This window comes from Pantoea sp. X-Soil-ISGK-421, from assembly GCF_059730785.1.
In genome coordinates, this window is the sequence record NZ_AP035979.1 from 2,690,546 (window position 1) to 2,710,650 (window position 20,105).

General features: G+C 55.0%; 19 protein-coding genes. 9 read left to right on the forward strand and 10 right to left on the reverse strand.

Translation table 11 applies throughout. The annotated features are described in order from the left end of the window. Positions 1–50: 50 nt before the first annotated feature. Both folE and AC6I8K_RS12535 read right to left on the reverse strand, forming a co-directional pair. Positions 51–716 carry a GTP cyclohydrolase I FolE gene (gene folE / locus AC6I8K_RS12530; RefSeq protein ID WP_064739271.1) on the reverse strand — a complete coding sequence of 222 codons (666 nt, stop codon included), beginning with the start codon at positions 714–716 and terminating at the stop codon, positions 51–53. Between the two features lie 124 nt (positions 717–840). Next, positions 841–1,971, reverse strand: a complete 1,131-nt coding sequence (locus tag AC6I8K_RS12535; RefSeq protein ID WP_064739272.1) for a YbfB/YjiJ family MFS transporter — start codon at positions 1,969–1,971, stop codon at positions 841–843. A 99-nt stretch (positions 1,972–2,070) separates the two neighbouring features. Between AC6I8K_RS12535 and ptrR the strand changes: the two genes are divergently transcribed. The 3 genes from ptrR to fghA all read left to right on the forward strand — a co-directional run bounded on the left by ptrR (position 2,071) and on the right by fghA (position 5,027). Continuing rightward, positions 2,071–2,982: a putrescine utilization regulator PtrR gene (gene ptrR, locus AC6I8K_RS12540; RefSeq protein ID WP_497826829.1), complete on the forward strand. Its 912-nt coding sequence runs from the start codon at positions 2,071–2,073 to the stop codon at positions 2,980–2,982. Positions 2,983–3,047: 65 nt separating this feature from the next. Then, positions 3,048–4,172, forward strand: a complete 1,125-nt coding sequence (locus AC6I8K_RS12545) for an S-(hydroxymethyl)glutathione dehydrogenase/class III alcohol dehydrogenase (protein ID WP_064739274.1) — start codon at positions 3,048–3,050, stop codon at positions 4,170–4,172. A gap of 12 nt (positions 4,173–4,184) precedes the next feature. After that, positions 4,185–5,027: an S-formylglutathione hydrolase gene (fghA, locus tag AC6I8K_RS12550; RefSeq protein ID WP_483817760.1), complete on the forward strand. Its 843-nt coding sequence runs from the start codon at positions 4,185–4,187 to the stop codon at positions 5,025–5,027. Positions 5,028–5,137: 110 nt separating this feature from the next. Here the strand turns inward: fghA and AC6I8K_RS12555 are convergent, their stop codons facing one another. The 4 genes from AC6I8K_RS12555 to yieE all read right to left on the reverse strand — a co-directional run bounded on the left by AC6I8K_RS12555 (position 5,138) and on the right by yieE (position 9,628). Further along, on the reverse strand, positions 5,138–5,923 hold the full coding sequence (locus tag AC6I8K_RS12555) for an ABC transporter ATP-binding protein (RefSeq protein ID WP_497826830.1): 786 nt from the start codon (positions 5,921–5,923) through the stop codon (positions 5,138–5,140). After that, positions 5,923–7,002 (reverse strand): FecCD family ABC transporter permease, encoded by a 1,080-nt coding sequence (locus AC6I8K_RS12560; RefSeq protein WP_064739277.1) that lies wholly within the window; start codon positions 7,000–7,002, stop codon positions 5,923–5,925. The genes AC6I8K_RS12555 and AC6I8K_RS12560 overlap by 1 nt, the downstream gene beginning before the upstream one ends. A 156-nt stretch (positions 7,003–7,158) precedes the next feature. Continuing rightward, positions 7,159–8,625 carry an amino acid permease gene (locus tag AC6I8K_RS12565; RefSeq protein WP_064739278.1) on the reverse strand — a complete coding sequence of 489 codons (1,467 nt, stop codon included), beginning with the start codon at positions 8,623–8,625 and terminating at the stop codon, positions 7,159–7,161. A gap of 136 nt (positions 8,626–8,761) precedes the next feature. Beyond that, positions 8,762–9,628 carry a DNA-binding transcriptional regulator YeiE gene (gene yieE / locus AC6I8K_RS12570; protein ID WP_064739279.1) on the reverse strand — a complete coding sequence of 289 codons (867 nt, stop codon included), beginning with the start codon at positions 9,626–9,628 and terminating at the stop codon, positions 8,762–8,764. A gap of 288 nt (positions 9,629–9,916) precedes the next feature. On the opposite strand from yieE, the gene AC6I8K_RS12575 reads away from it, so the two are divergent. Together AC6I8K_RS12575 and nfo are read left to right on the forward strand one after the other, a co-directional pair. Next, entirely contained in the window at positions 9,917–10,963 is a 1,047-nt protein-coding gene (locus tag AC6I8K_RS12575) for a YeiH family putative sulfate export transporter (RefSeq protein WP_497826831.1), read from the forward strand. Between the two features lie 57 nt (positions 10,964–11,020). Then, entirely contained in the window at positions 11,021–11,866 is an 846-nt protein-coding gene (nfo, locus tag AC6I8K_RS12580; RefSeq protein ID WP_064739281.1) for a deoxyribonuclease IV, read from the forward strand. A gap of 53 nt (positions 11,867–11,919) precedes the next feature. Here the strand turns inward: nfo and fruA are convergent, their stop codons facing one another. The 4 genes from fruA to AC6I8K_RS12600 all read right to left on the reverse strand — a co-directional run bounded on the left by fruA (position 11,920) and on the right by AC6I8K_RS12600 (position 16,235). Continuing rightward, positions 11,920–13,620: a PTS fructose transporter subunit IIBC gene (gene fruA / locus AC6I8K_RS12585; protein ID WP_497826832.1), complete on the reverse strand. Its 1,701-nt coding sequence runs from the start codon at positions 13,618–13,620 to the stop codon at positions 11,920–11,922. Between the two features lie 16 nt (positions 13,621–13,636). Then, positions 13,637–14,575, reverse strand: a complete 939-nt coding sequence (fruK, locus tag AC6I8K_RS12590) for a 1-phosphofructokinase (RefSeq protein WP_061717799.1) — start codon at positions 14,573–14,575, stop codon at positions 13,637–13,639. After that, complete coding sequence (gene fruB, locus AC6I8K_RS12595; RefSeq protein WP_064739283.1) at positions 14,572–15,702, reverse strand: fused PTS fructose transporter subunit IIA/HPr protein; 1,131 nt, start codon at positions 15,700–15,702, stop codon at positions 14,572–14,574. Before fruB ends, fruK begins: the two co-directional genes overlap by 4 nt. Before the next feature lie 278 nt (positions 15,703–15,980). After that, complete coding sequence (locus AC6I8K_RS12600) at positions 15,981–16,235, reverse strand: YkgJ family cysteine cluster protein (protein WP_064739284.1); 255 nt, start codon at positions 16,233–16,235, stop codon at positions 15,981–15,983. A gap of 152 nt (positions 16,236–16,387) precedes the next feature. Here AC6I8K_RS12600 and yeiP point away from each other — a divergent pair, with 152 nt between their 5' ends. The 4 genes from yeiP (at position 16,388) to mepS (ending at position 19,888) form a co-directional block, all read left to right on the forward strand. Then, complete coding sequence (gene yeiP, locus AC6I8K_RS12605) at positions 16,388–16,960, forward strand: elongation factor P-like protein YeiP (protein WP_007889466.1); 573 nt, start codon at positions 16,388–16,390, stop codon at positions 16,958–16,960. A gap of 109 nt (positions 16,961–17,069) precedes the next feature. Further along, positions 17,070–18,044 (forward strand): CobW family GTP-binding protein, encoded by a 975-nt coding sequence (locus tag AC6I8K_RS12610; protein ID WP_497826833.1) that lies wholly within the window; start codon positions 17,070–17,072, stop codon positions 18,042–18,044. 45 nt (positions 18,045–18,089) lie between these two features. Then, on the forward strand, positions 18,090–18,797 hold the full coding sequence (locus tag AC6I8K_RS12615) for a phosphatase PAP2 family protein (RefSeq protein ID WP_497826834.1): 708 nt from the start codon (positions 18,090–18,092) through the stop codon (positions 18,795–18,797). A gap of 515 nt (positions 18,798–19,312) precedes the next feature. After that, positions 19,313–19,888, forward strand: a complete 576-nt coding sequence (mepS, locus tag AC6I8K_RS12620; RefSeq protein WP_064739287.1) for a bifunctional murein DD-endopeptidase/murein LD-carboxypeptidase — start codon at positions 19,313–19,315, stop codon at positions 19,886–19,888. Positions 19,889–20,105 lie beyond the last annotated feature (217 nt).

Consider the following 20,105-nt stretch of genomic DNA (forward strand, 5'->3'; position numbering starts at 1 on the left):
GAGTGCCCTGCAGGAGAGAGGAAATCGGGCGACGAACTGTCGCCCAAATATTAGCTGTGGCGAACCGCGCGCAGGAACTCCTGACGCGTGTTCTGGCTGGATTTGAACAAGCCACCCAGCGAGGTGGTGGTGGTGGCGCTGGTGGCATCTTTTACGCCACGCGCTTTCACACAGTAGTGCACCGCATCAATTGAGACGGCAACGTTAGTGGTACCCAGCAGCGTTTGCAATGCTACCAGCACTTGCTGCGTCAGGCGTTCTTGCACCTGCGGACGCTGGGCAAAGAACTGCACAATACGGTTGATTTTCGACAGACCAATCACTTTCTCTTTCGGGATATAAGCGACGGTGGCTTTGCCATCGATAATGACAAAGTGGTGTTCGCAGGTGCTGGTCAGCGTGATATCACGCACGGTTACCATCTCATCCACTTTCATCTTGTTTTCGATGACGGTGATCTTTGGAAAGTTGGCGTAATCGAGACCTGAGAAAATTTCATCCACATACATCTTGGCGATGCGGTGCGGCGTTTCCATCAGGCTGTCATCTTCCAGATCCAGGTTCAGCAACTGCATGATTTGGGTCATATGACCGGCGATTTCACGCTTACGTGCTGCGTCATCCATCTCACGCACCGGGGCGCGTAATGGCGTTTCCAGACCACGCGCCAACAGCGCTTCGTGAACCAGGGCGGCTTCCTGACTTAAGGTGCTCATCTTACTCTTCTCCGGCAGGTGATGCGCCCGCAGGTCTAAACCCACGGGGGAAATTCTGAGCGCGTATTGTGAAATACTCCGCGCCCTTAATCCAGCAATCATTCCGATAGAAAGTGAAAGCTGTTCATCGCGGGTGACGGCGTAGAACCAGCATCCCCGCAAGGATTAAGCTGGCACCCGCCACCCACAGCGCAGGTTCCAGTCGATGCCACAGCATACTGGAAATCCACGACAGCAGCGGCCCGCCGAGCTGTCCGACCGCATAACCCGTGGTGAGCAAGCCGGCTAAATAACGCGCGTGCTGTGGTGCCAGCTCGCGACCATATTGCAGCGCCAGCTGCACCACACACAGGAAGCCGCCGCCAATCAGTACTGCGCCAAGCATGAGACCATTCAAACCCGGCAGGACAATCGCGGCGATAACGCCCAGCGCTTGCGCCCACAGTACCATTGCCAGACGCGCATGGCTGCTGCCCCAATGGCGCGTCAGGATGCCTAACACAATCCCAATCACCGCCGCACCACCAAATACTGGCCAGACAAACTGAGCAAATGCGCTGTCTGGAAAACGCGCCGCCGCCATTTGCGACATAAAGGTGGCGGGCAGAATGTAACCAAATCCGGCAAGGCTATAGCTCAGCACCAACCGTTTAAGATCGCCATTCAGCACCAGCGGCGCAGCGGCTTGATTGGGCCGGTGCAGTTGGCCGGTACGCGGCAGGAAACGCGCAATGGCTGCAATCAATAACAGCGCCAGCAAACCATAAGCCGCCCAGGCAAACGCTGCGCTGACGCCGCTGGCATGCAGCGCCACGGCCAGCATGCCGCTGATAAAAATTCCGGTGCCCGGACCGGCAAACACGGCGGCCAGCAGGCCCGGACGCCCATGATGGTGCAGTTGTTCGCTCGCCCAGGCCGCCAGCAATACCATTGCCCAGCCGCTGGCCCAACCGATCAGGAAACGAATCAGGCCGTGTAGCCACGGACCGCTGACGCACGCCGAGAGTAGCGTTAATACCACCGCGCCCCACACGCCCGCCTGTAAGCGCCATTCCACGCGTTTGCGCGCCCGCATCGCATCAAAAGAGCCAAACAGATAACCAAGATAATTGAATGCGGCCACCAGACTGGCGCTGGTGAGCGTCAATTGATGGTCGTGAATCATCAGCGGAACCTGCGGCGTGAAAGCAAATCGCCCAATCCCCATCGCAACCACTAAACTTAAGAACGCGCTAAGCGCGACACGAAACGCCATACCGACCTCAGGATGTTTTATCACTTGTCACTAGCATGCATGACGTTTAGACTCACGGAAAGTGAATAATACTAACCAAGTTGTTTACGAGAAGAGAATATGGATTTAGTACAGCTCCGCATGTTTTGCTCCGTGGCCGAATCCGGTTCGCTGGCCCGTGCCGCCGAGCTACTCCATCGTGTACCGTCCAATCTCACCACGCGTCTGCGTCAGCTGGAAGATGAAATTGGCGTTGATCTGTTTATTCGTGAGAAGCAACGCATTCGCTTGTCGCCGATGGGCCATAATTTTCTTAACTATGCGCAACGGATTCTGGCACTGAGCGATGAAGCGTTAAATATGGCGCGCGCTGGTGAACCCGGCGGCAATTTCGCGCTCGGCTCGATGGAGAGCACCGCGGCGACGCGTCTGCCAGCGCTTTTGGCGGCGTATCATCAGCGTTTCCCGGCAGTTGAGCTGTCGCTGATCACTAACACTTCTGGCGAGATCATCGACAAGGTACGCGAAGGCACGCTGGCGGCCGCGCTGGTGGATGGCCCGGTGGCGCACGACGATCTTAATGGTTGCATCGCTTTTAACGAGCAGATGGTGCTGATCACCAGTCCGGAACACGCGCCAATTGCCAGCGCACGCGATGTGCAAGGCGACACACTGTTTGCCTTCCGCAACAGTTGTTCTTACCGCACCAAACTGGAAGCCTGGTATCGTGAAAGCCAAACCGCGCCGAGCAGCGTGATGGAGATTCAGTCCTATCACGCAATGGTGGCGTGCGTAGCGGGTGGCGCGGGGGTGGCGATGATTCCTGCCTCGGTGCTGGCGCAGATGCCCGCGCGCGCGCGCGTGCAGGAACATGCGTTACCGCCCGCTTACCGCGATACCGCCACCTGGCTGATATGGCGCCGCGATGCGTTCACCCCCAACGTGGAAGCGCTGAAGTATTTGATTATTGAATTGTTTGACGATCGCCCGGTTAACGATGAATTACGGCATCCGCTGCACGTGACCGAGTGAGTTTCTTTTTATCGATATCACGACCATCGGGGCCACTGGCCCGCATCTACAGGAAGAGGGATTGCATGAACATGATTAAAACCCGCGCCGCCGTTGCCTGGGCAGCTGGCGAACCGCTGAAAATCGAAGAAGTGGATCTGATGCCACCGCAAAAAGGTGAAGTACTGGTGCGCATCGTGGCCACCGGCGTGTGCCATACCGATGCTTACACCTTGTCTGGACAGGATCCTGAAGGCGTATTCCCGGCGATCCTCGGCCATGAAGGCGGTGGCGTGGTGGAAGCGGTCGGTGAAGGCGTGACCAGTGTGGCCGTGGGCGACCACGTGATTCCGCTTTACACGCCAGAATGTGGCAAGTGTAAGTTCTGTCTCTCCGGCAAAACCAACCTGTGTCAGGCGATTCGCGCCACCCAGGGCAAAGGTTTGATGCCTGACGGCACGACTCGCTTCTTTAAAGACGGCAAGCCGATTTTCCACTACATGGGCACCTCAACCTTCTCTGAATACACCGTGGTGCCGGAAATCTCACTGGCGGTAATCAGCAAGGAAGCGCCACTGGAAGAAGTGTGCCTGCTGGGCTGTGGCGTCACTACCGGCATGGGCGCCGTGATGAACACCGCGAAAGTGAAAGAAGGCGATACCGTGGCGATCTTCGGTCTGGGCGGCATTGGCTTGTCCGCGATTATCGGCGCGAAAATGGCGAAAGCGGGTCGCATCATCGGTATCGATCTCAACACCAGCAAATTCGATCTGGCGCGCAAATTGGGAGCGACCGATCTGATTAACCCGAAAGATCACGATAAGCCGATTCAGGATGTGATTGTTGAACTGACCGACGGCGGCGTCGATTTCTCCTTTGAGTGCATCGGTAACGTCAACGTGATGCGTTCGGCGCTGGAGTGCTGCCACAAAGGTTGGGGCGAATCGGTAATTATTGGCGTTGCTGGCGCGGGCCAGGAGATTTCTACGCGTCCATTCCAGCTGGTCACCGGTCGCGTCTGGCGTGGTTCTGCTTTTGGGGGTGTTAAAGGCCGTTCACAGTTGCCGGGCATCGTGCAGGATTACCTCGACGGTAAGTTTGCGCTGAACGATTTCATCACCCACAACCTGCCGCTGGAAGAGATTAACGACGCCTTTGATTTGATGCATGAAGGGAAATCAATCCGTACGGTAGTGCATTTTACTAAGTAATCAGGAGACGTTATGGCTTCCACTTTGGAGCTGTTAGAAGAGCATCGCATCTTTGGTGGCTGGCAACAGCGCTGGCGTCATCAGTCAGAGGTGTTGAACTGCCCAATGACTTTCAGCATTTTTCTGCCGCCGCCGCAGAATGACGCAGCGCCGCCGGTGGTGTGGTTCCTCGCCGGGCTGACCTGCAGCGATGAGAACTTCACCACCAAAGCCGGTGCGCAGCGCGTCGCCGCTGAGTTAGGCTTGGTGTTAATCATGCCCGACACCAGTCCACGCGGGGATGATGTCGCCAACGATAGCGGTTACGATCTCGGTCAGGGCGCCGGTTTCTACCTCAACGCCACCCAGCAGCCGTGGGCGGCGAACTTCCGCATGTTCGACTACCTCAGCGCAGAGCTGCCAGCGCTGGTGGCGGATAACTTTAAGCTGAGCGATCGTCAGTCGGTAATGGGGCATTCGATGGGCGGACACGGCGCGCTGGTGCTGGCACTGCGTCTCGGCGGGCGTTTTGCATCTGCTTCCGCCTTCGCGCCCATCGTCAATCCCACCGAAGTGCCATGGGGCCAGAAAGCGTTTGCAGCCTATTTGGGAGACGATCGTCAGACATGGCGGGAATGGGATAGCTGCCTGTTAATGCGTGACGCAGAACAGCGCCTGCCGATTCTGATTGATCAAGGAGATAGCGATCAGTTCCTCGCCGATCAGCTGCGTCCAGAACGTCTGGAAGTGGTGGCGCGTGAACAAGGTTTCCCGCTGGAGTTACGTATTCAGCCGGGTTATGACCACAGCTACTTCTTTATCGCCAGCTTCGTGGAAGACCATCTGCGCTTCCACGCGAAGCATTTGTTGGTGTAACTGGGCTGGATTGTGCTGGCTGTCCCCCTCCTCGGTCCTCCCCCATAAATGGGGGAGGCCGGGATGGGGGACAGCGTGCACCTTATAAGGCAGGACAACGTGCACCTTACCTAAACCAGCGTCTCCGCCAATCCATCGATCATCACCTGCGGCATGCCGCGTGAGCAGTGTTCAATACGACCCCGCACGCCATACACTTGCGCCAGCGTCTCTGGCGTAATCACCTGCGACGGCTCGCCGTCAGCCAGCAGATTGCCATCCTTCAGCATCAGCGCATGATCAGCATGCCGCAGCGCGATGTTGATATCGTGCACCACCACCACCGTGACGATATTGCGCAGCCGGGTTTCGCGACGCACAAGATCCATCACGTGGAACTGGTAATTGAGGTCTAACGCGCTGAGCGGTTCATCCAGCAGCAGCAGTTCCGGACGACGAATCAGCGATTGCGCCAGGCCAACTAACTGCTTCTGCCCGCCCGACAGCTGATCGAGATAGCGCATGGCTAAATGCGCGATGCCGAGCTGCTCGAGCAGATGCATGATTTCTGCTTCACTTGCGGCGCTGTGCAAGCCACCTGACGCGCGCTGCGCCACGATAATCGATTCCAGCACGTGCAGATGCACGCCCGCTGGCAAACTTTGTGGCAGATAAACCACGCGCTGCGCCCGGCGGCCAAACGGCTGGCTCATCAGTTCTTCACCGTTTAACCACAGCTCGCCCTGCCCTTTGCCCAGTCCGGCCAGCGCGCGCAATAGCGTCGATTTGCCGCAACCGTTAGGTCCAAGCAACACGGTGATTTTGCCCTGCGGCAGTTGCGGCACGTTCAGATCGTCGATGACCTTACGTTTCGGATAACCGGCGCTGAAATGACTCAGACGTAATCCCTGCTCCATTACACCGTCCCCCGATGACGCAGAATAATGCTGAGGAAGAACGGCACGCCCACCAGCGAAGTTACAATCCCCACCGGAATGATCACGCCGGGAATCAGGTTTTTCGATGCCACTGACGCCAGCGACAGCACCAGCGCACCGACCAGTGCACTGGCTGGCAGGTAATAGCGGTGATCTTCACCAAACATCATGCGCGCAATGTGCGGCGCGACCAGACCAATAAAGCCAATCGGTCCGACAAACGCCACCGCCAGTGCAGAGAGAATGCTGATGCGCAGCAGCGTCGCCAGGCGCAGACGGCGCACATCGATACCAAAGCTCACGGCGCGATCTTCGCCGAGGCGCAGTGCGGTCAGTTTCCAACTGCTGAGCATTGAGATGGGAATCAGGATGGCAAAGGCGGCGGTTAATACGCCGAGCTTTTCCCACGAAGCGCGCGCGAGGCTGCCCATGGTCCAGAATACTAAACCTTGCAGGGTATCTTCGCTGGCGATGAACTGCATCATCGATACCAGCGCGTTGAAGGTGAACACCAGCGCGATACCAAACAGCACCACGCCAGAGGTTGAAACTTTGGTCCAGCGCGTCACGCCATCCAGCATCAAGGCGGCGAACAACGCGAATACAAACGCGTTGGCGGAGATAAACCACTGATCCGGCACGCCAGGAATGCCGATACCGAGTACGATTGCCAGCGCCGCGCCGAAGGCCGCCGCCGACGAGACGCCGAGCGTAAACGGGCTGGCGAGCGGATTATTCAGAATGGTTTGCATCTCTGCCCCGGCAAGACCGAGGGAGAAGCCCACCACCACTGCCATTAATGCGTAAGGTAAACGGATATCCCAGACGATGACGCGCGTGCCCGCATCGACCGCATCGGGATGCGTGAGCGTTTGCCATAAGGTATCGAGGGAGAGCCCAGCCGGGCCGAGCGTGAAATCAAGAATCACTGAGGCCAGTATCGCCAGCACCAGCACGCCAATCAACAACAGTCGCTGGCGCAGTACCTGACGATAACGTGTCATGGTATCGGTTTCGGGGCCGTTTTCCGCCAGCAACGTGGCATCCGTGGTACGCATTGTTCTACCCATTACGTGTCGAAATAATAACGGCAGCCACAATAGTGCAGGTGATAATAATTATCAATTATATCCAGGTAACAAATGTTAAAAAAAAAGCGCGCATAATGCGCGCTCTGTGTCGTAGGGTCGCCATTCATGGCGACCACTGGCGACTCACTCTTTAAACGTTGGAAATTCCATTTCACTGTATTTCACGAAGCGTGAGCCGCGCGTCAACTTGTAGCCCAACCAAATAATCAGGAACAGCGGCAGACCAATATAAGTCGCTGCTACGCCATACCAATCAATGCGGTCGGCCAGGAACGCCTGATAGTTCTGGCCCAGTGTAATGATCAGACACAGAACGAAGGCGAAAATCGGTCCCAGCGGGAAGAAGCCGGAACGGTAAGGCAAATCGGCCAGGCTGTTGCCCTGCGCGATATAACCGCGACGGAAGCGGTAATGGCTGATCGCGATGCCTAACCAGGCGATAAAGCCGGTCATGCCTGAGGTGTTCAGCAACCACAAGTAGACTTCCTGGTTACCAAATTTTGAGCTCAGGAAGCACAATCCCGCCACCACGGTGGTCGCAATCAGTGCGTTACGCGGCACGCCACCTTTCGACAATTTGCCGAAAATGCGTGGTGCTTTACCTTCACGAGCCAGGTTGAACAGCATACGCGTTGAGGCGTACATGCCTGAATTACCCGCCGACAACACCGCCGTTAAAATAACCGCGTTCATCACCGCCGCCGCAGACAGCAGACCGGCGTTCTGGAACACCAGCGTGAACGGGCTGATGGCGATATCGGTGACATCGTTATGCAGCAGCTTCGGATCGGTGTACGGCAAAATCAGGCTAATGATCAGAATGGCGAAGATATAGAACAGCAGAATGCGCCAGAACACCTGACGTACCGCGCGCGGAATGTTTTTGGCCGGATCTTGTGATTCACCTGCTGCAATACCAATCAGTTCGGTGCCCTGGAAGGAGAAGCCGACGATCATCGCCACGCCAATCATCGCGGCAAAACCACCAGCAAACGGCGCTTCACCCACGGTCCAGTTGTGCCAGCCGGCGTTTTCAGCACCGCGCATAATGCCGGTGATCATCAATACGCCAACCACGATAAAGATGATTACGGTGGTCACTTTGATCAGCGAGAACCAGTATTCCGCTTCGCCGAAGCCTTTGACTGAGATGTAGTTGAGCAGGAACATCAGGCCGAGGAACAGCGCGCTCCAGATCCAGCCGGGCGTGTCCGGGAACCAGTAATTCATGACGAGCTGCGAGGCGACGAGGTCAACAGCGATGGTCACCGCCCAGTTGTACCAATAGTTCCAGCCCAGCGCGAAGCCGAAGCCTTCTTCTACATATTTAGAGCCGTAAGTAGAGAAGGAGCCGGAAACCGGCATAAATGCCGCGAGTTCGCCAAGGCTGGTCATCAGGAAGTAAACCATCAGGCCAATCAGCGCATAGGAGAGCAGCGCGCCGCCAGGTCCGGCCTGAGAAATGGTGGCACCCGAGGCGACAAACAGGCCGGTACCGATGGATCCACCAATGGCGATCATGGTGAGATGACGCGCTTTTAATTCACGGCGCAATCCAGGTTGTTGTGTTGTTTTTGAGTCATTATGCATGTGTAAACGCTATGCTGGATAAAAATGAGGCGAGATTGTAGCAGTTAGCCCCAAGCTGTATAGCATTCACGTCGGGTTATTAGTTACCTTCATGATCGGCGAGAAATTATTAGCCGCAGCATACTGAAAGCCGCGATTATTCGCGGCAATACGATAAGAAACGGCTTAATGCTTTCGAGACATGCTTCTGTCGATGATGGATGCGATACAGCGTGCGCGTCAGGCGCGGCAAGGGGATCGCCACTTCCACCAGCGTGCCAGCGTCCAATAAGTCTTCAATCACCCGACGCGATAAACAGCTAATGCCCATGCCGTGACGCACGGCGTGCTTGATGGCTTCAGAATTGCCCAACTCCATGCCGAGTTGAAACTTTGGCAGATGCGATAGCAGCAAATAATCGACGATTTCACGCGTACCTGAACCGCGCTCACGCAGAATCCACGGTGCGGCGGCGAGTGCTTCAAGGGTGATCGGCTGCTGCAGGATCGCCGCATCAGGCGCAGCAAACACCACCAGCTCATCTTCCAGCCATGGCTCGCTGATAATGTCCAGCTCGTGGCACGGCCCTTCAATCAGGCCGATATCGACACGGAAATCGGCCACCGCAGTGATGGCATCCTGACTGTTGCCCACGCTCAGTTCCAGCGGCAACGCGGGGAAATCACGGCGATAGGCGGCGATCATGCCTGGCAGCATATAATTGCCGATGGTGCTGCTGGCAAACAGGCGAATCGCCCCGTTATCTTCTTTAAACAGTTGCTCGATTTCGCCCGCCTGCTCCATCAAGCCCACGGCGCGCGGATAGAGTAAACGACCATGCTCATTCACCACCAGCCGTTTGCCGACACGATCAAACAGCTGCACGCCGAGCTGGTTTTCCAAATCCGCTAGCGCAGCGCTTACCGCCGACTGCGACAGCGCCAACACCTGCGACGCCTGCGTGGTTGAGCCGCTTTTCAACACTTCGGTGAACACTTCAATCTGACGCAGCGTGATGTGCATATGCCACCCTCATCTATCACTTATTCCGGTTAATTATAAATATATTATCAATTTTACTTTTAAACCAGTGCGGCGCAGGCTTACGACAGAGAGATAACGTAAGAAGGTCGGCATGAATGCCGTAATGCCACTCAATTAAGTAAATCATTGCCTGGTTATGCAGGTGCGCATGAATGCGCACCCTACGAAAACCCAGCTCTGTAAACGTAGGGTCGCCATTCATGGTGACCGATTAACGCTTAACTGACGAGCATTACGGCATGAATACCGCCCCTACAGGAGAGAAATATGGCTGAGTTAAGCGTCAATAAAACCCCGTTTCATCTGCATCATTGGCTGCCTGGTTTACTGCTGACCGCCGCGATTGCCGGTGGCGCTGGCTGGTTAGCCAATCAACCATGGCTGGCCGGTGCCGGATTCGGGGCGCTGACCTTAGCGATCATTTTAGGGATCGTGCTGGGCAACACGCTGTATCCGCCGCTTGCGGACACCTGTGACAGCGGCGTGCTGCTGGCGAAGCAGCGTTTGCTGCGCCTTGGCATCATTTTGTATGGCTTTCGCATTACCGTGCAGCAGATTGCCGATGTCGGTCTCAGCGGCGTGTTGATTGATGTGCTGGTACTCAGCTCGACGTTTCTGCTGACCTGTTTCATTGGCATTCGTCTGCTGAAGATGGATCGCGAAACCGTGTGGCTGATTGGTGCAGGCAGCAGCATCTGTGGCGCGGCGGCGGTGCTGGCGAGTGAACCTATCGTTAAAGCTGCGCCGTCAAAAGTGGCGGTGGCCGTGGCGACGGTGGTGCTGTTTGGTACCGTGGGCATCGTACTTTATCCGCTGCTGTGGTCTCAGCTGCCAACGGTCAGCGCGGAACATTTCGGTATCTTCACCGGTTCTACGCTGCATGAAGTGGCGCAGGTTGTTGCTGCCGGGCATGCGATGGGCGCTGAGGCTGAAAACACCGCAGTGATTGCCAAGATGCTGCGTGTGATGATGCTGGCACCGTTTTTACTGATTCTCGGCAGCTGGCTGAAACGTCAGCGTAGTCACCGCGCGGCACCACAACAATCTGTCAGTTTCCCATGGTTCGCCCTGCTGTTTATTGGGGTGGCACTGTTTAACTCGCTGCATCTACTGCCTGACAATGTGGTCGCCACACTGAATCAGCTGGCGAATTTGCTGCTGGCGATGGCGATGGCCGCGCTGGGTTTGACCACCCGCTTCAGCGCCCTGAGACAAGCCGGCTTAAAACCGTTGCTGCTCGGATTAATGATGTTTGGCTGGTTGATTCTGGGCGGCGGAGCACTCAATGTGCTGGTGCAACATTTCATGGCGTAACGGCATCCGCTATGATGGACAGCTTTGCAGCAGCAATCGCCCAACCAGGAGAGCGGCATGAAATATATCGGCGCACACGTCAGTGCATCAGGCGGCGTAGACCAGGCAGTCATCCGTGCCCACGAACTCGAAGCCACAGCCTTTGCGCTGTTCACCAAAAACCAGCGCCAATGGCGCGCGGCGCCGCTTTCAGCAGAAGTCATTGATGCTTTCAAGACCGCCTGCGACCAGTACAACTTCTCTTCCGCACAGATTCTGCCGCACGATAGTTATCTGATAAATCTCGGCCATCCGGTGATGGAAGCGCTGGAAAAATCGCGTGATGCGTTTCTCGATGAAATGCAGCGTGCCGAACAGCTGGGTTTGACGTTGCTGAATTTCCATCCGGGGAGTCATCTTAAGCAGATTGAAGAAGAAGCCTGTCTCAAGCGCATCGCCGAATCGATCAACATTGCGCTGGATAAAACCAGCAGCGTGGTGGCGGTGATTGAAAACACCGCTGGCCAGGGTAGCAACCTCGGTTTCCGCTTCGAGCATCTCGCCACCATTATTGAACACGTGGAAGATAAGTCACGCGTTGGCGTGTGCATTGATACCTGCCACGCGTTTGCTGGCGGTTACGATCTGCGTAGCGAAGAAGCCTGCGTGGAGACGTTCAGCGAGTTCGAGCGCATTGTTGGCTTCCAGTATCTGCGCGGCATGCACCTCAATGATGCCAAGAGTACGTTGGGCAGCCGCGTCGATCGCCATCACAGTTTGGGTGAAGGCAATATCGGTAAAACGGCGTTTAGCTGGCTGATGAAGGATAAGCGTTTCGACGGCATTCCAATGATTCTGGAAACCATTAATCCGGATATCTGGAAGGATGAAATTGCGTGGCTGAAGTCGGAGCAGCAGGGCTAAACATCACATAACGAAAAGGGAGCCGAGGCTCCCTTTTTTTACGTTTACCGGTCTTAAGCCGCTGCTTTCGCCAACTCTTCTTCCGGACGTTTCAGAATCGCGTAGCCGAGACCCGCAATCGCCGTACCAATCACAATCGCCATCAGGTAACCCAGTACCGGCGTTATTGCGCCTGGAATCAGCAGTACGAACAGACCACCGTGTGGTGCCATCAGTTTGGCGCCAATCGCCATGGAAATTGCGCCCGTTACCGCGCCGCCAACGATACAGCACGGCAGTACACGCATTGGGTCTCGCGCTGCAAACGGAATCGCACCTTCCGAAATAAAGCACAAACCAAGCACCAACGCGGCTTTACCCCCTTCCTGCTGACCTTTGTTGAACTTACGACGCGCAACCAGCGTCGCCAGGCCCATCGCCAGCGGTGGCACCATACCGGCCGCCATAATCGCCGCCATCGGCGCGTAGGTTTGTGAACTCAGCAGGCCAACACCAAACGCATAGGCCACTTTATTCACCGGCCCCCCCATATCGGTACACATCATGCCACCGAGGATCGCTCCCAGCAGAACGGCGTTAGCTGTACCCATGTTGGCCAGCCAGGTTGTCAGGCCAGTCATGATGCCGGCAACGGGCTTACCCACCACGTAAATCATCAGCAAACCGGTAATCAAGCTCGCCACCAACGGAATGATCAGTATCGGCTTCAACGCTTCCATACTCTGCGGCAGCTTCACTTTGCTGCTGAGCATCTTCGCGGCGTAACCGGCGATGAAACCGGCGATGATGCCTCCCAGAAAACCGGCGTTGATACTGGTTGCGATCATGCCGCCAATCAGGCCAGGCGTCAGGCCCGGACGGTCAGCAATCGAGAAGGCAATGAAGCCCGCCAGCACCGGAACCATCAGGGCGAAGGCGCTGCCACCCCCAATCTGCATTAACGCAGCGGCTAAGGTGCCTGGCTCTTTAAAGGCGGTGATACCAAAGGCGAATGACAGCGCAATGCTCAGACCGCCAGCGACCACCATCGGCAGCATGTATGACACGCCGGTCAGCAGGTGACGATACGCACCGGCTTTCTCTTTGCTGTCGCCCTGCGCGCTGGCGGCCTGATTGCCGCCTGGCTGATAGGTTTTCGCTTCTGCTTGTGCTTTATCCAGTTCCTGGGCGGTTTTCTTTAGTGCCAGACTGGTTGAGGTGCGATACATCGGCTTGCCGGCAAATTTCGCCAGATCCACATCAATGTCCGCCGCAACGATCACCAGATCGGCTGCCGCCACTTCTTCAGGCGTAATCGCGTTGCCTGCGCCTACAGAACCGCGGGTTTCCACTTTCACCCACCAGCCACGTTTGGTGGCTTCGGCCTGAATAGCTTCTGCCGCCATAAAGGTGTGGGCAACGCCCGTTGGACAGGCCGTAACCGCCACAATGCGTTTCTGCCCGCCGCTCTGCGCTGCCGCAGGTGCAGCGACGGTTGCTGCAGCCGGCTGCCAGGTTTTAGCATTCGCCTTGGCTTGATTAATGGCCGCCAGCGGATCACGCAGCGCCTGCTGCACATCGACCAGCGCGACAGATTTACCGGCCAGCTGCGCGTCGTTAGGCACGTTATGGCCGGCAACCAGCACCAGTTCAGCCTCGGCGGCATTGTCGGTCAACGTCAGGCCGGCTTGCGCCGCCGTTGCGCGTAGACGTTCCAGCGCCAGATGTCCTGATGCCAGTCCCAGTGAAGAATCTTTTATCAGCAGCGTTTTCATTATCGCTCTCCTGCTGTTAGTTAACGGGTTGTAAGTCGACGCGCGCCATCATCGCGGCCAACTGGGTACGATCTTTAACGCCAACGTTGCTTTGGCTGACGGCCATCGCCGCCACTGCCGTCGCCAGACGCAGCGTGTGCTCGCTGGATTCACGCATCAGCAAACCGTAAATCAGGCCGCCGACCATGGAATCTCCAGCACCCACGGTGCTAACGACTTCACAGGCGGGCGGTTTGGCGATCCATTCGCCGGAAGCATTCACCCACAGCGCACCTTCCGCGCCGAGAGAAATCACCACATGCGCAATACCTTGCTCGCGCAGTTCATGCGCGGCACCAATCACGTCCTGCAGCGCAGGCAGTTTGCGACCGGCCCAAATTTCCAGCTCGCGGCGATTCGGTTTAACCAACCACGGCGCGGCTTTCAAACCGGCGACCAGCGCTTCACGGCTGCTGTCGAAGATGATGCACGGGCATAACGTGCGCAGATCGCTCATCCATTTGGTGAACGCTTCCGGTGCAACTCCGGCTGGCAGGCTGCCGCTGACGCATACCATGTCGAACTGGCCAAGCCAGGTGAGCGAGTCTGCAGTGAAGCGATCCCAATCCTGCGCGGTGACGTCAAAGCCTGAGAAGTTGAGATCGGTCACATCGCCGTCTTTTTCGGTCAGCTTAACGTTGATGCGCGTGCGGCCCTGCACCACCTGAAAGCGGTTAGCAATGCCGAGTTCGCTGAACAACTGTTGAAAGCCGTCCTGATTCTCTTTACCGAGGAAACCACCAACGGTGACATCGATACCCAAATCCTTCAGCACTTTGGCAACGTTAATGCCTTTACCCGCCGCATGCAGGCCAGTGGTTTTCACCAGGTTCACTTCGCCACGCTCGATCTCTGGCGTATATCCCACCAGATCGTAAGCCGGATTTAATGTAATTGTTGCGACACGACGGCTCATGCAACCCCCTCGCCTAAACCAGAGTTGATCGCTTCTTCAATCGCGTTCAGCGCTTGCTGTGCATCTTCGCCGCTGGCGGTAAAGCGCAGGCGATGGCCTTTTTTCACGCCCAGCGCGACGACTTTCATCAGGCTGCGGCCGTTAGCGGGTTTACCGCTGCCGTCGAGATTGGTCACGGTGATATCGCTATTGAACTGTTTGATCACGGTAACCAGCGCCGTGCCCGGACGTGCATGCAAACCGTGTTCGTTGCGGATGGTGAATTCTGCGGTCAGCAGTTCGGCGGCCTCATCGACTTCGCTGGTCAGCAGCGCCAGAATACCGGCCGCATCGGCCTTCAGCAGGCGTTCAGCTTTATTGGTCAGCAGCAGGTTGCTGAGATAGCCCAGCACTTCCAGCGGACGCTGATCGTTAGCCGCGACAGTCAACAGCAGCGCGACGTTTTCGCCCTGATGCTGGAATGGCGCAGCCGCGCGGCTTACTGCCACAGCGCTGCCGAGATTGCCGTTGACGCTATCGCTCAGCCAGATTCCCTGACCCAGGCTCAGCGGTGCGCGGGAAATTACGTCAGCAATAAAAGAGGCATCCACTGCACCTGCGGCTTGCAGGCGACCGGCGTTCAATGCTTGTAAGGTGATTAAGTCGCTGGCTGCCACATCTACCGCAATCAGCGAGGTATCGAATTTGAATTCTGCCGCCTGATTTTCGCCCATCAGCAGCGCGCGCAGATCCTCCGCCGAGGCGGTTTTCAGCTGTTCAGCAATGCTGTCATCGCTTAATACGTGAGTAAGTTGACGCAGCAATGCGAGGTGTTCATCCGATTTGGCGGCAATACCGATAGCAACATACGCCGTTTGCCCATCGCCCCAATCTACGCCCTGCGGGAACTGATAAACCTGTACGCCGGTTTTCAGCACCAGGTCGCGGGTGTCAGTGGTCCCGTGCGGAATGGCAATACCGTTACCCAGGAAGGTGGTGGTTTGCTGTTCGCGCGCGAGCATGCCGTTAACGTAACCTTCAGCCACATTGCCCGCAGCGGTTAATGCAGCGGCAACCTGGCGAATGGCCTCTTCTTTATTCTGTGCGTTAGCACCAGTATGAATGGCCTGAACTTCGAGCTGGAACATATCTCTCCTCGCTTGCTGTGTTGAATCGTTTCAGCTATAAAACAAAAAATGACGCTATGCAGCGTGGACTGGGCCGGAATAACAACGCTGAAACGTTTCAGGGAATATGGTACAGACCTGTGTAGCAGGCAAGAAAATGCGCGATCTGAATGGCAGATTTTTGATGTTCCGCACACTTCATGCTGGATTTAAGATTTTTACTGGCTGGCAGGCTGATGCTTTTGCTGTAAAGAAAAAAGACATTACGCCAAATTCTTCAGCCTCGCGTCAGCTAACGGTTAAGGCGCGGTATCGGCTTCCAGTTTCAGCAAAAAAGTCATGGCGCTTTCACGGCTGTTACCGCACATTTCCGCACTGGGCTGTAAGCCAGCACACACCGAAGGACGCAGCGGTGAACCAAAGATTTTACAGCGTTGTTGATCGTCTAACTGCACGCAGCGCGTATTAGCGGGCTTGCCGTGCGGCATGCCAGGAATGGGAGAAGAGATTGAGGGGGCTGTGCAACAGGCACCGCACTGGTCACGACAAAACATCATGCGCTCCTGTAGAGAATTCGCGGCGACAATAGCAGCCTGACGCCGCGAATGCCATGCATCGGCAACAATTTTACGCGACCTCACTTGCCAGTTTTTCGCCGCGCGAGTAACGTGACGCGCATTAACCTTCTGTCAGTGAGAAAACCAATATGCCTAAGGCAAACGAGATCAAAAAAGGGATGGCAGTCACCTGGAACGGCAAACTGTTGCTGGTGAAAGACATTGATGTGCAGAGTCCAAGTGCGCGCGGTGCCGCGACGCTCTATAAGATGCGTTTTACCGATGTCCGCACCGGCTTAAAAGTGGAAGAGCGCTTCAAAGGCGACGATATCATTGATGCCATTTCACTCAGCCGCCGTGCCGTCACCTTCTCTTATATTGATGGTGATGAGTATGTGTTTATGGATGATGAAGACTACACGCCTTACAACTTCAAGAAAGACCAAATTGAAGAAGAGCTGCTGTTTATTCCTGAAGGTGGCATTCCCGGTATTCAGGTCCTGACGATGGATGGCCAGGTATTGGCGCTGGAACTGCCCCAAACTGTCGATATGGAAATCGTTGATACCTCGCCAGGCATTAAAGGCGCATCCGCCAGCGCCCGTTCTAAACCTGCCGGCATGAGTACCGGATTATCCATTCAGGTGCCAGAATATCTCAGCAATGGCGATCGCATCCGCATTCATATTGCGGAACGTCGCTATATGGGCCGCGCTGACTAATTACATGCTTCCGTCCGGCGGCCGGTGATTGTTATAGTATAACAAGGCCGTGCGCGCCGGATATGCCCCATCCGCGCGCAATTTATTCTCTTTTCCTGGGAGCCCTTTTGTGACGCGCGTAAACCTCATCACCGGATTTCTTGGCAGCGGTAAAACCACCACTTTGCTGCATCTGTTAGCCAATAAACCCGCCGACGAAAACTGGGCGATTCTGGTCAACGAGTTTGGCGAGATTGGCATCGACGGCGCATTGCTTGCCGATCGTGGTGCAACGCTGAAAGAGATTCCCGGCGGCTGCATGTGCTGCGTTAACGGTTTGCCGCTGCAGGTTGGGCTGAATATGCTGCTGAAGCAAGCCAAACCCGATCGCCTGATTATCGAACCCACCGGCCTTGGCCATCCTAAACAACTGCTGAACATGCTGCGCGCTGCCGTCTATCAGCCCTGGATTCAGGTGGATGCAACCTTAACACTGCTCGATCCACGTCAGCTCGCCGATGCGCGCGTAGTAGAGAATGAGAACTTCCGCGATCAACTGGTGGCGGCCGATATCATTGTGGCGAACAAAAGCGATCGCTGGAATGAAGACGATCGTCAGCGTTTACAGGATTGGCAGCAGCAATTTTTGGGCGATCGCCAACTGGTGGAAGCGGCATGGGGAGAGATCGATCCCGCTCTGCTGACCCAAGCCGCCTTGGCGGATCGTGCGGTTCCCGATGCTGCACATCACCACCCTACTTCACGTCCACAAGGCTTAGCTGCACTGAAACTGGATGGCCAGGCGCGCTGGCGTCGGGCGCTAAATGAAGGTCAGGGCTATGCTTCATGCGGCTGGATTTTCGATGAGGAAACCGTGTTTGATACGATCAAAGCGCTAGAGTGGGCAAGGCATGCGCCCGTGGATCGCGTTAAAGGTGTGTTGCGCACTGCCGATGGTTTAGTGAATATCAATCGTCAGGGCGACGATCTCTTTATTGAAACCCGCCCCACCACACCACCGGATAGCCGCATCGAATTGATTCATCATCAGCCTGCTGAATGGAACCTTTTGCAGACGGAGTTGTTGAAGATTCGTTTAAATTAGATGCGTTAGGTTGCCACCGTTATTTTCACTTTGAGTCTATTTTCTATGCGCGCTTCTCGATTAGTCACCATCCTGCTGCTGAATGCGCTGGGCGTGATGCTATTTCTTTCATGGTACCTGCCGCCCGATCACGGGTTTTGGTTTGGTATCGATAAAGCCATCTTTTATGGCTTCAATGACCAGATGGTTGACCATCATGGTTTCGCGGTGTTAGTGGCAATCACTAACTTTCGCGGTTTCGATCTGGTTTCGCTGCTGGCAATGGGTTTGCTCTATCTGTGGTTCTGGCGTCGCGAAACACCACAACATCGCCGTCGCATGCTTGCCATTGGTATTACGATGCTGCTGACTGCGGTAGTACTGAATCAACTGGCCCATTTATTACCCGTAAAGCACTCTAGCCCAACGCTGTTCTTTGAGAATGTGCATCGCGTAAGTGAACTGACTGGCATTCCAGCCAAAGATGCTTCTAAAGATAGCTTCCCCGGCGACCACGGCATGATGCTGATTATCTTTACCTGCTTTATGTGGCGTTATTTCGGCTTCCGTGCGTTTCTGGTGGGCCTGGTGATTACCATTGTGTTCGCTATGCCGCGCGTGATGGCCGGTGCGCACTGGTTCACGGATATTGCTGTTGGTTCATTATCGGTCGTGCTGGTTGGCCTGAGCTGGTGTTTATTAACCCCATTAAGCGACATACTGGTGAATTGGCTAAACCGTTCATTGCCCGGCAAATATAAGCCGCGAACGTAATAGTTAAGCGCGAGTGATCTTAGAACAAAAAGTCGATCGCTCGCGCTTATTGAAAACGCCAATAAATTATTAGCAAACTAACAATGTTTTGATAAAAGAAAACATTATGGTGCAGAACCCGCAACAATAGCCTTATTCCTAAGTTGTCCACCCAGAACCCTCTCAAAATCGGCCTTATCGTCAGAACACCCCCCTTATTGCACCGCTATTTGGCTACTAAATCGCTGCCAATTGTTGATAAACTAGCCATTGTGTTACAGATTGATTTCACATCGAAAAAACCTTTGAATATTTATATAAAAGCACTCGCCACGCGGTCTGTAATCGGTTAACCTCAAATCCGATTAGTAAGCAACAGCATAAAATGCGGTGCCTAAAGCGACAAAAATGTGTTCATTAACACAATTTTGTAATTAAGGAATTGTCTTAGACGGTCGTACTTATTAATCTCAACCCGCTTTGTCATCTGGCTGACGACATTCTGTCGTAAAGGAACTCGAAGGAAAACTCGTACAATGGTCAAGTCTCAACCAATTCTGAGATACCTCAGGCGGATCATTCCCGCAGTAGCATTAGCAACACTTTTATCAGCATGTAGCAGTAGCCATAACGGTCAGAACGCGAATAACGAGAATCATGAAGTTAACAACCAGAATGGTTTTTTACTTCAAGCGTCTCAGGACGAATTTGAACAAATGGTGCAGAATGTGGACGTTAAGTCCCGCATCATGGAACAGTACAGTGACTGGAAAGGTGTGCGTTACCGCTTAGGCGGCGACACCAAACGCGGCATTGATTGTTCTGCTTTTGTTCAGCGCACCTTTCGCGAGCAGTTCGGTTTAGATTTGCCACGCTCAACGTCTGAACAGCAAGACACCGGCAAAGAGATTTCACGCAATAAATTGCGCGCAGGTGACTTAGTGTTGTTCCGCGCCGGTTCGACTGGCCGCCACGTGGGTATTTATCTTGGCAACGATAATTTTGTTCATGCGTCTACCAGTAGCGGCGTAATGATTTCCAATTTAAACGACAGTTATTGGAAAACACGTTACCGCGAAGGACGTCGGGTTCTAGCTAAAAACCCCAGCTAACGTATTTGCTTTGAAGATCCTCTCAGCCAGAGAATCAGAAAACGCTGCCCCGGCAGCGTTTTTTTTCGCCCCTGTTTTTTTAACTCAAATCCAGCCAATAAAAACTAATTGAGAATCAAAAATATAAGGAGACAATCTTCGCGCTCTCGTTATATTCTCGTTGACTTCCTGATACCCCTATATCGCAATGCAGCCAGCGTGGCTGCGGCCTGAAAGT

Excerpts from the sequence above, each read along its gene's own strand:
- folE (WP_064739271.1), bottom strand. The coding sequence starts at position 716 with ATGAGCACCTTAAGTCAGGAAGCCGCCCTGGTTCACGAAGCGCTGTTG.
- AC6I8K_RS12535 (WP_064739272.1), bottom strand. The coding sequence starts at position 1,971 with ATGGCGTTTCGTGTCGCGCTTAGCGCGTTCTTAAGTTTAGTGGTTGCG.
- ptrR (WP_497826829.1), top strand. The coding sequence starts at position 2,071 with ATGGATTTAGTACAGCTCCGCATGTTTTGCTCCGTGGCCGAATCCGGT.
- AC6I8K_RS12545 (WP_064739274.1), top strand. The coding sequence starts at position 3,048 with ATGAACATGATTAAAACCCGCGCCGCCGTTGCCTGGGCAGCTGGCGAA.
- fghA (WP_483817760.1), top strand. The coding sequence starts at position 4,185 with ATGGCTTCCACTTTGGAGCTGTTAGAAGAGCATCGCATCTTTGGTGGC.
- AC6I8K_RS12555 (WP_497826830.1), bottom strand. The coding sequence starts at position 5,923 with ATGGAGCAGGGATTACGTCTGAGTCATTTCAGCGCCGGTTATCCGAAA.
- AC6I8K_RS12560 (WP_064739277.1), bottom strand. The coding sequence starts at position 7,002 with ATGCGTACCACGGATGCCACGTTGCTGGCGGAAAACGGCCCCGAAACC.
- AC6I8K_RS12565 (WP_064739278.1), bottom strand. The coding sequence starts at position 8,625 with ATGCATAATGACTCAAAAACAACACAACAACCTGGATTGCGCCGTGAA.
- yieE (WP_064739279.1), bottom strand. The coding sequence starts at position 9,628 with ATGCACATCACGCTGCGTCAGATTGAAGTGTTCACCGAAGTGTTGAAA.
- AC6I8K_RS12575 (WP_497826831.1), top strand. The coding sequence starts at position 9,917 with ATGGCTGAGTTAAGCGTCAATAAAACCCCGTTTCATCTGCATCATTGG.
- nfo (WP_064739281.1), top strand. The coding sequence starts at position 11,021 with ATGAAATATATCGGCGCACACGTCAGTGCATCAGGCGGCGTAGACCAG.
- fruA (WP_497826832.1), bottom strand. The coding sequence starts at position 13,620 with ATGAAAACGCTGCTGATAAAAGATTCTTCACTGGGACTGGCATCAGGA.
- fruK (WP_061717799.1), bottom strand. The coding sequence starts at position 14,575 with ATGAGCCGTCGTGTCGCAACAATTACATTAAATCCGGCTTACGATCTG.
- fruB (WP_064739283.1), bottom strand. The coding sequence starts at position 15,702 with ATGTTCCAGCTCGAAGTTCAGGCCATTCATACTGGTGCTAACGCACAG.
- AC6I8K_RS12600 (WP_064739284.1), bottom strand. The coding sequence starts at position 16,235 with ATGTTTTGTCGTGACCAGTGCGGTGCCTGTTGCACAGCCCCCTCAATC.
- yeiP (WP_007889466.1), top strand. The coding sequence starts at position 16,388 with ATGCCTAAGGCAAACGAGATCAAAAAAGGGATGGCAGTCACCTGGAAC.
- AC6I8K_RS12615 (WP_497826834.1), top strand. The coding sequence starts at position 18,090 with ATGCGCGCTTCTCGATTAGTCACCATCCTGCTGCTGAATGCGCTGGGC.
- mepS (WP_064739287.1), top strand. The coding sequence starts at position 19,313 with ATGGTCAAGTCTCAACCAATTCTGAGATACCTCAGGCGGATCATTCCC.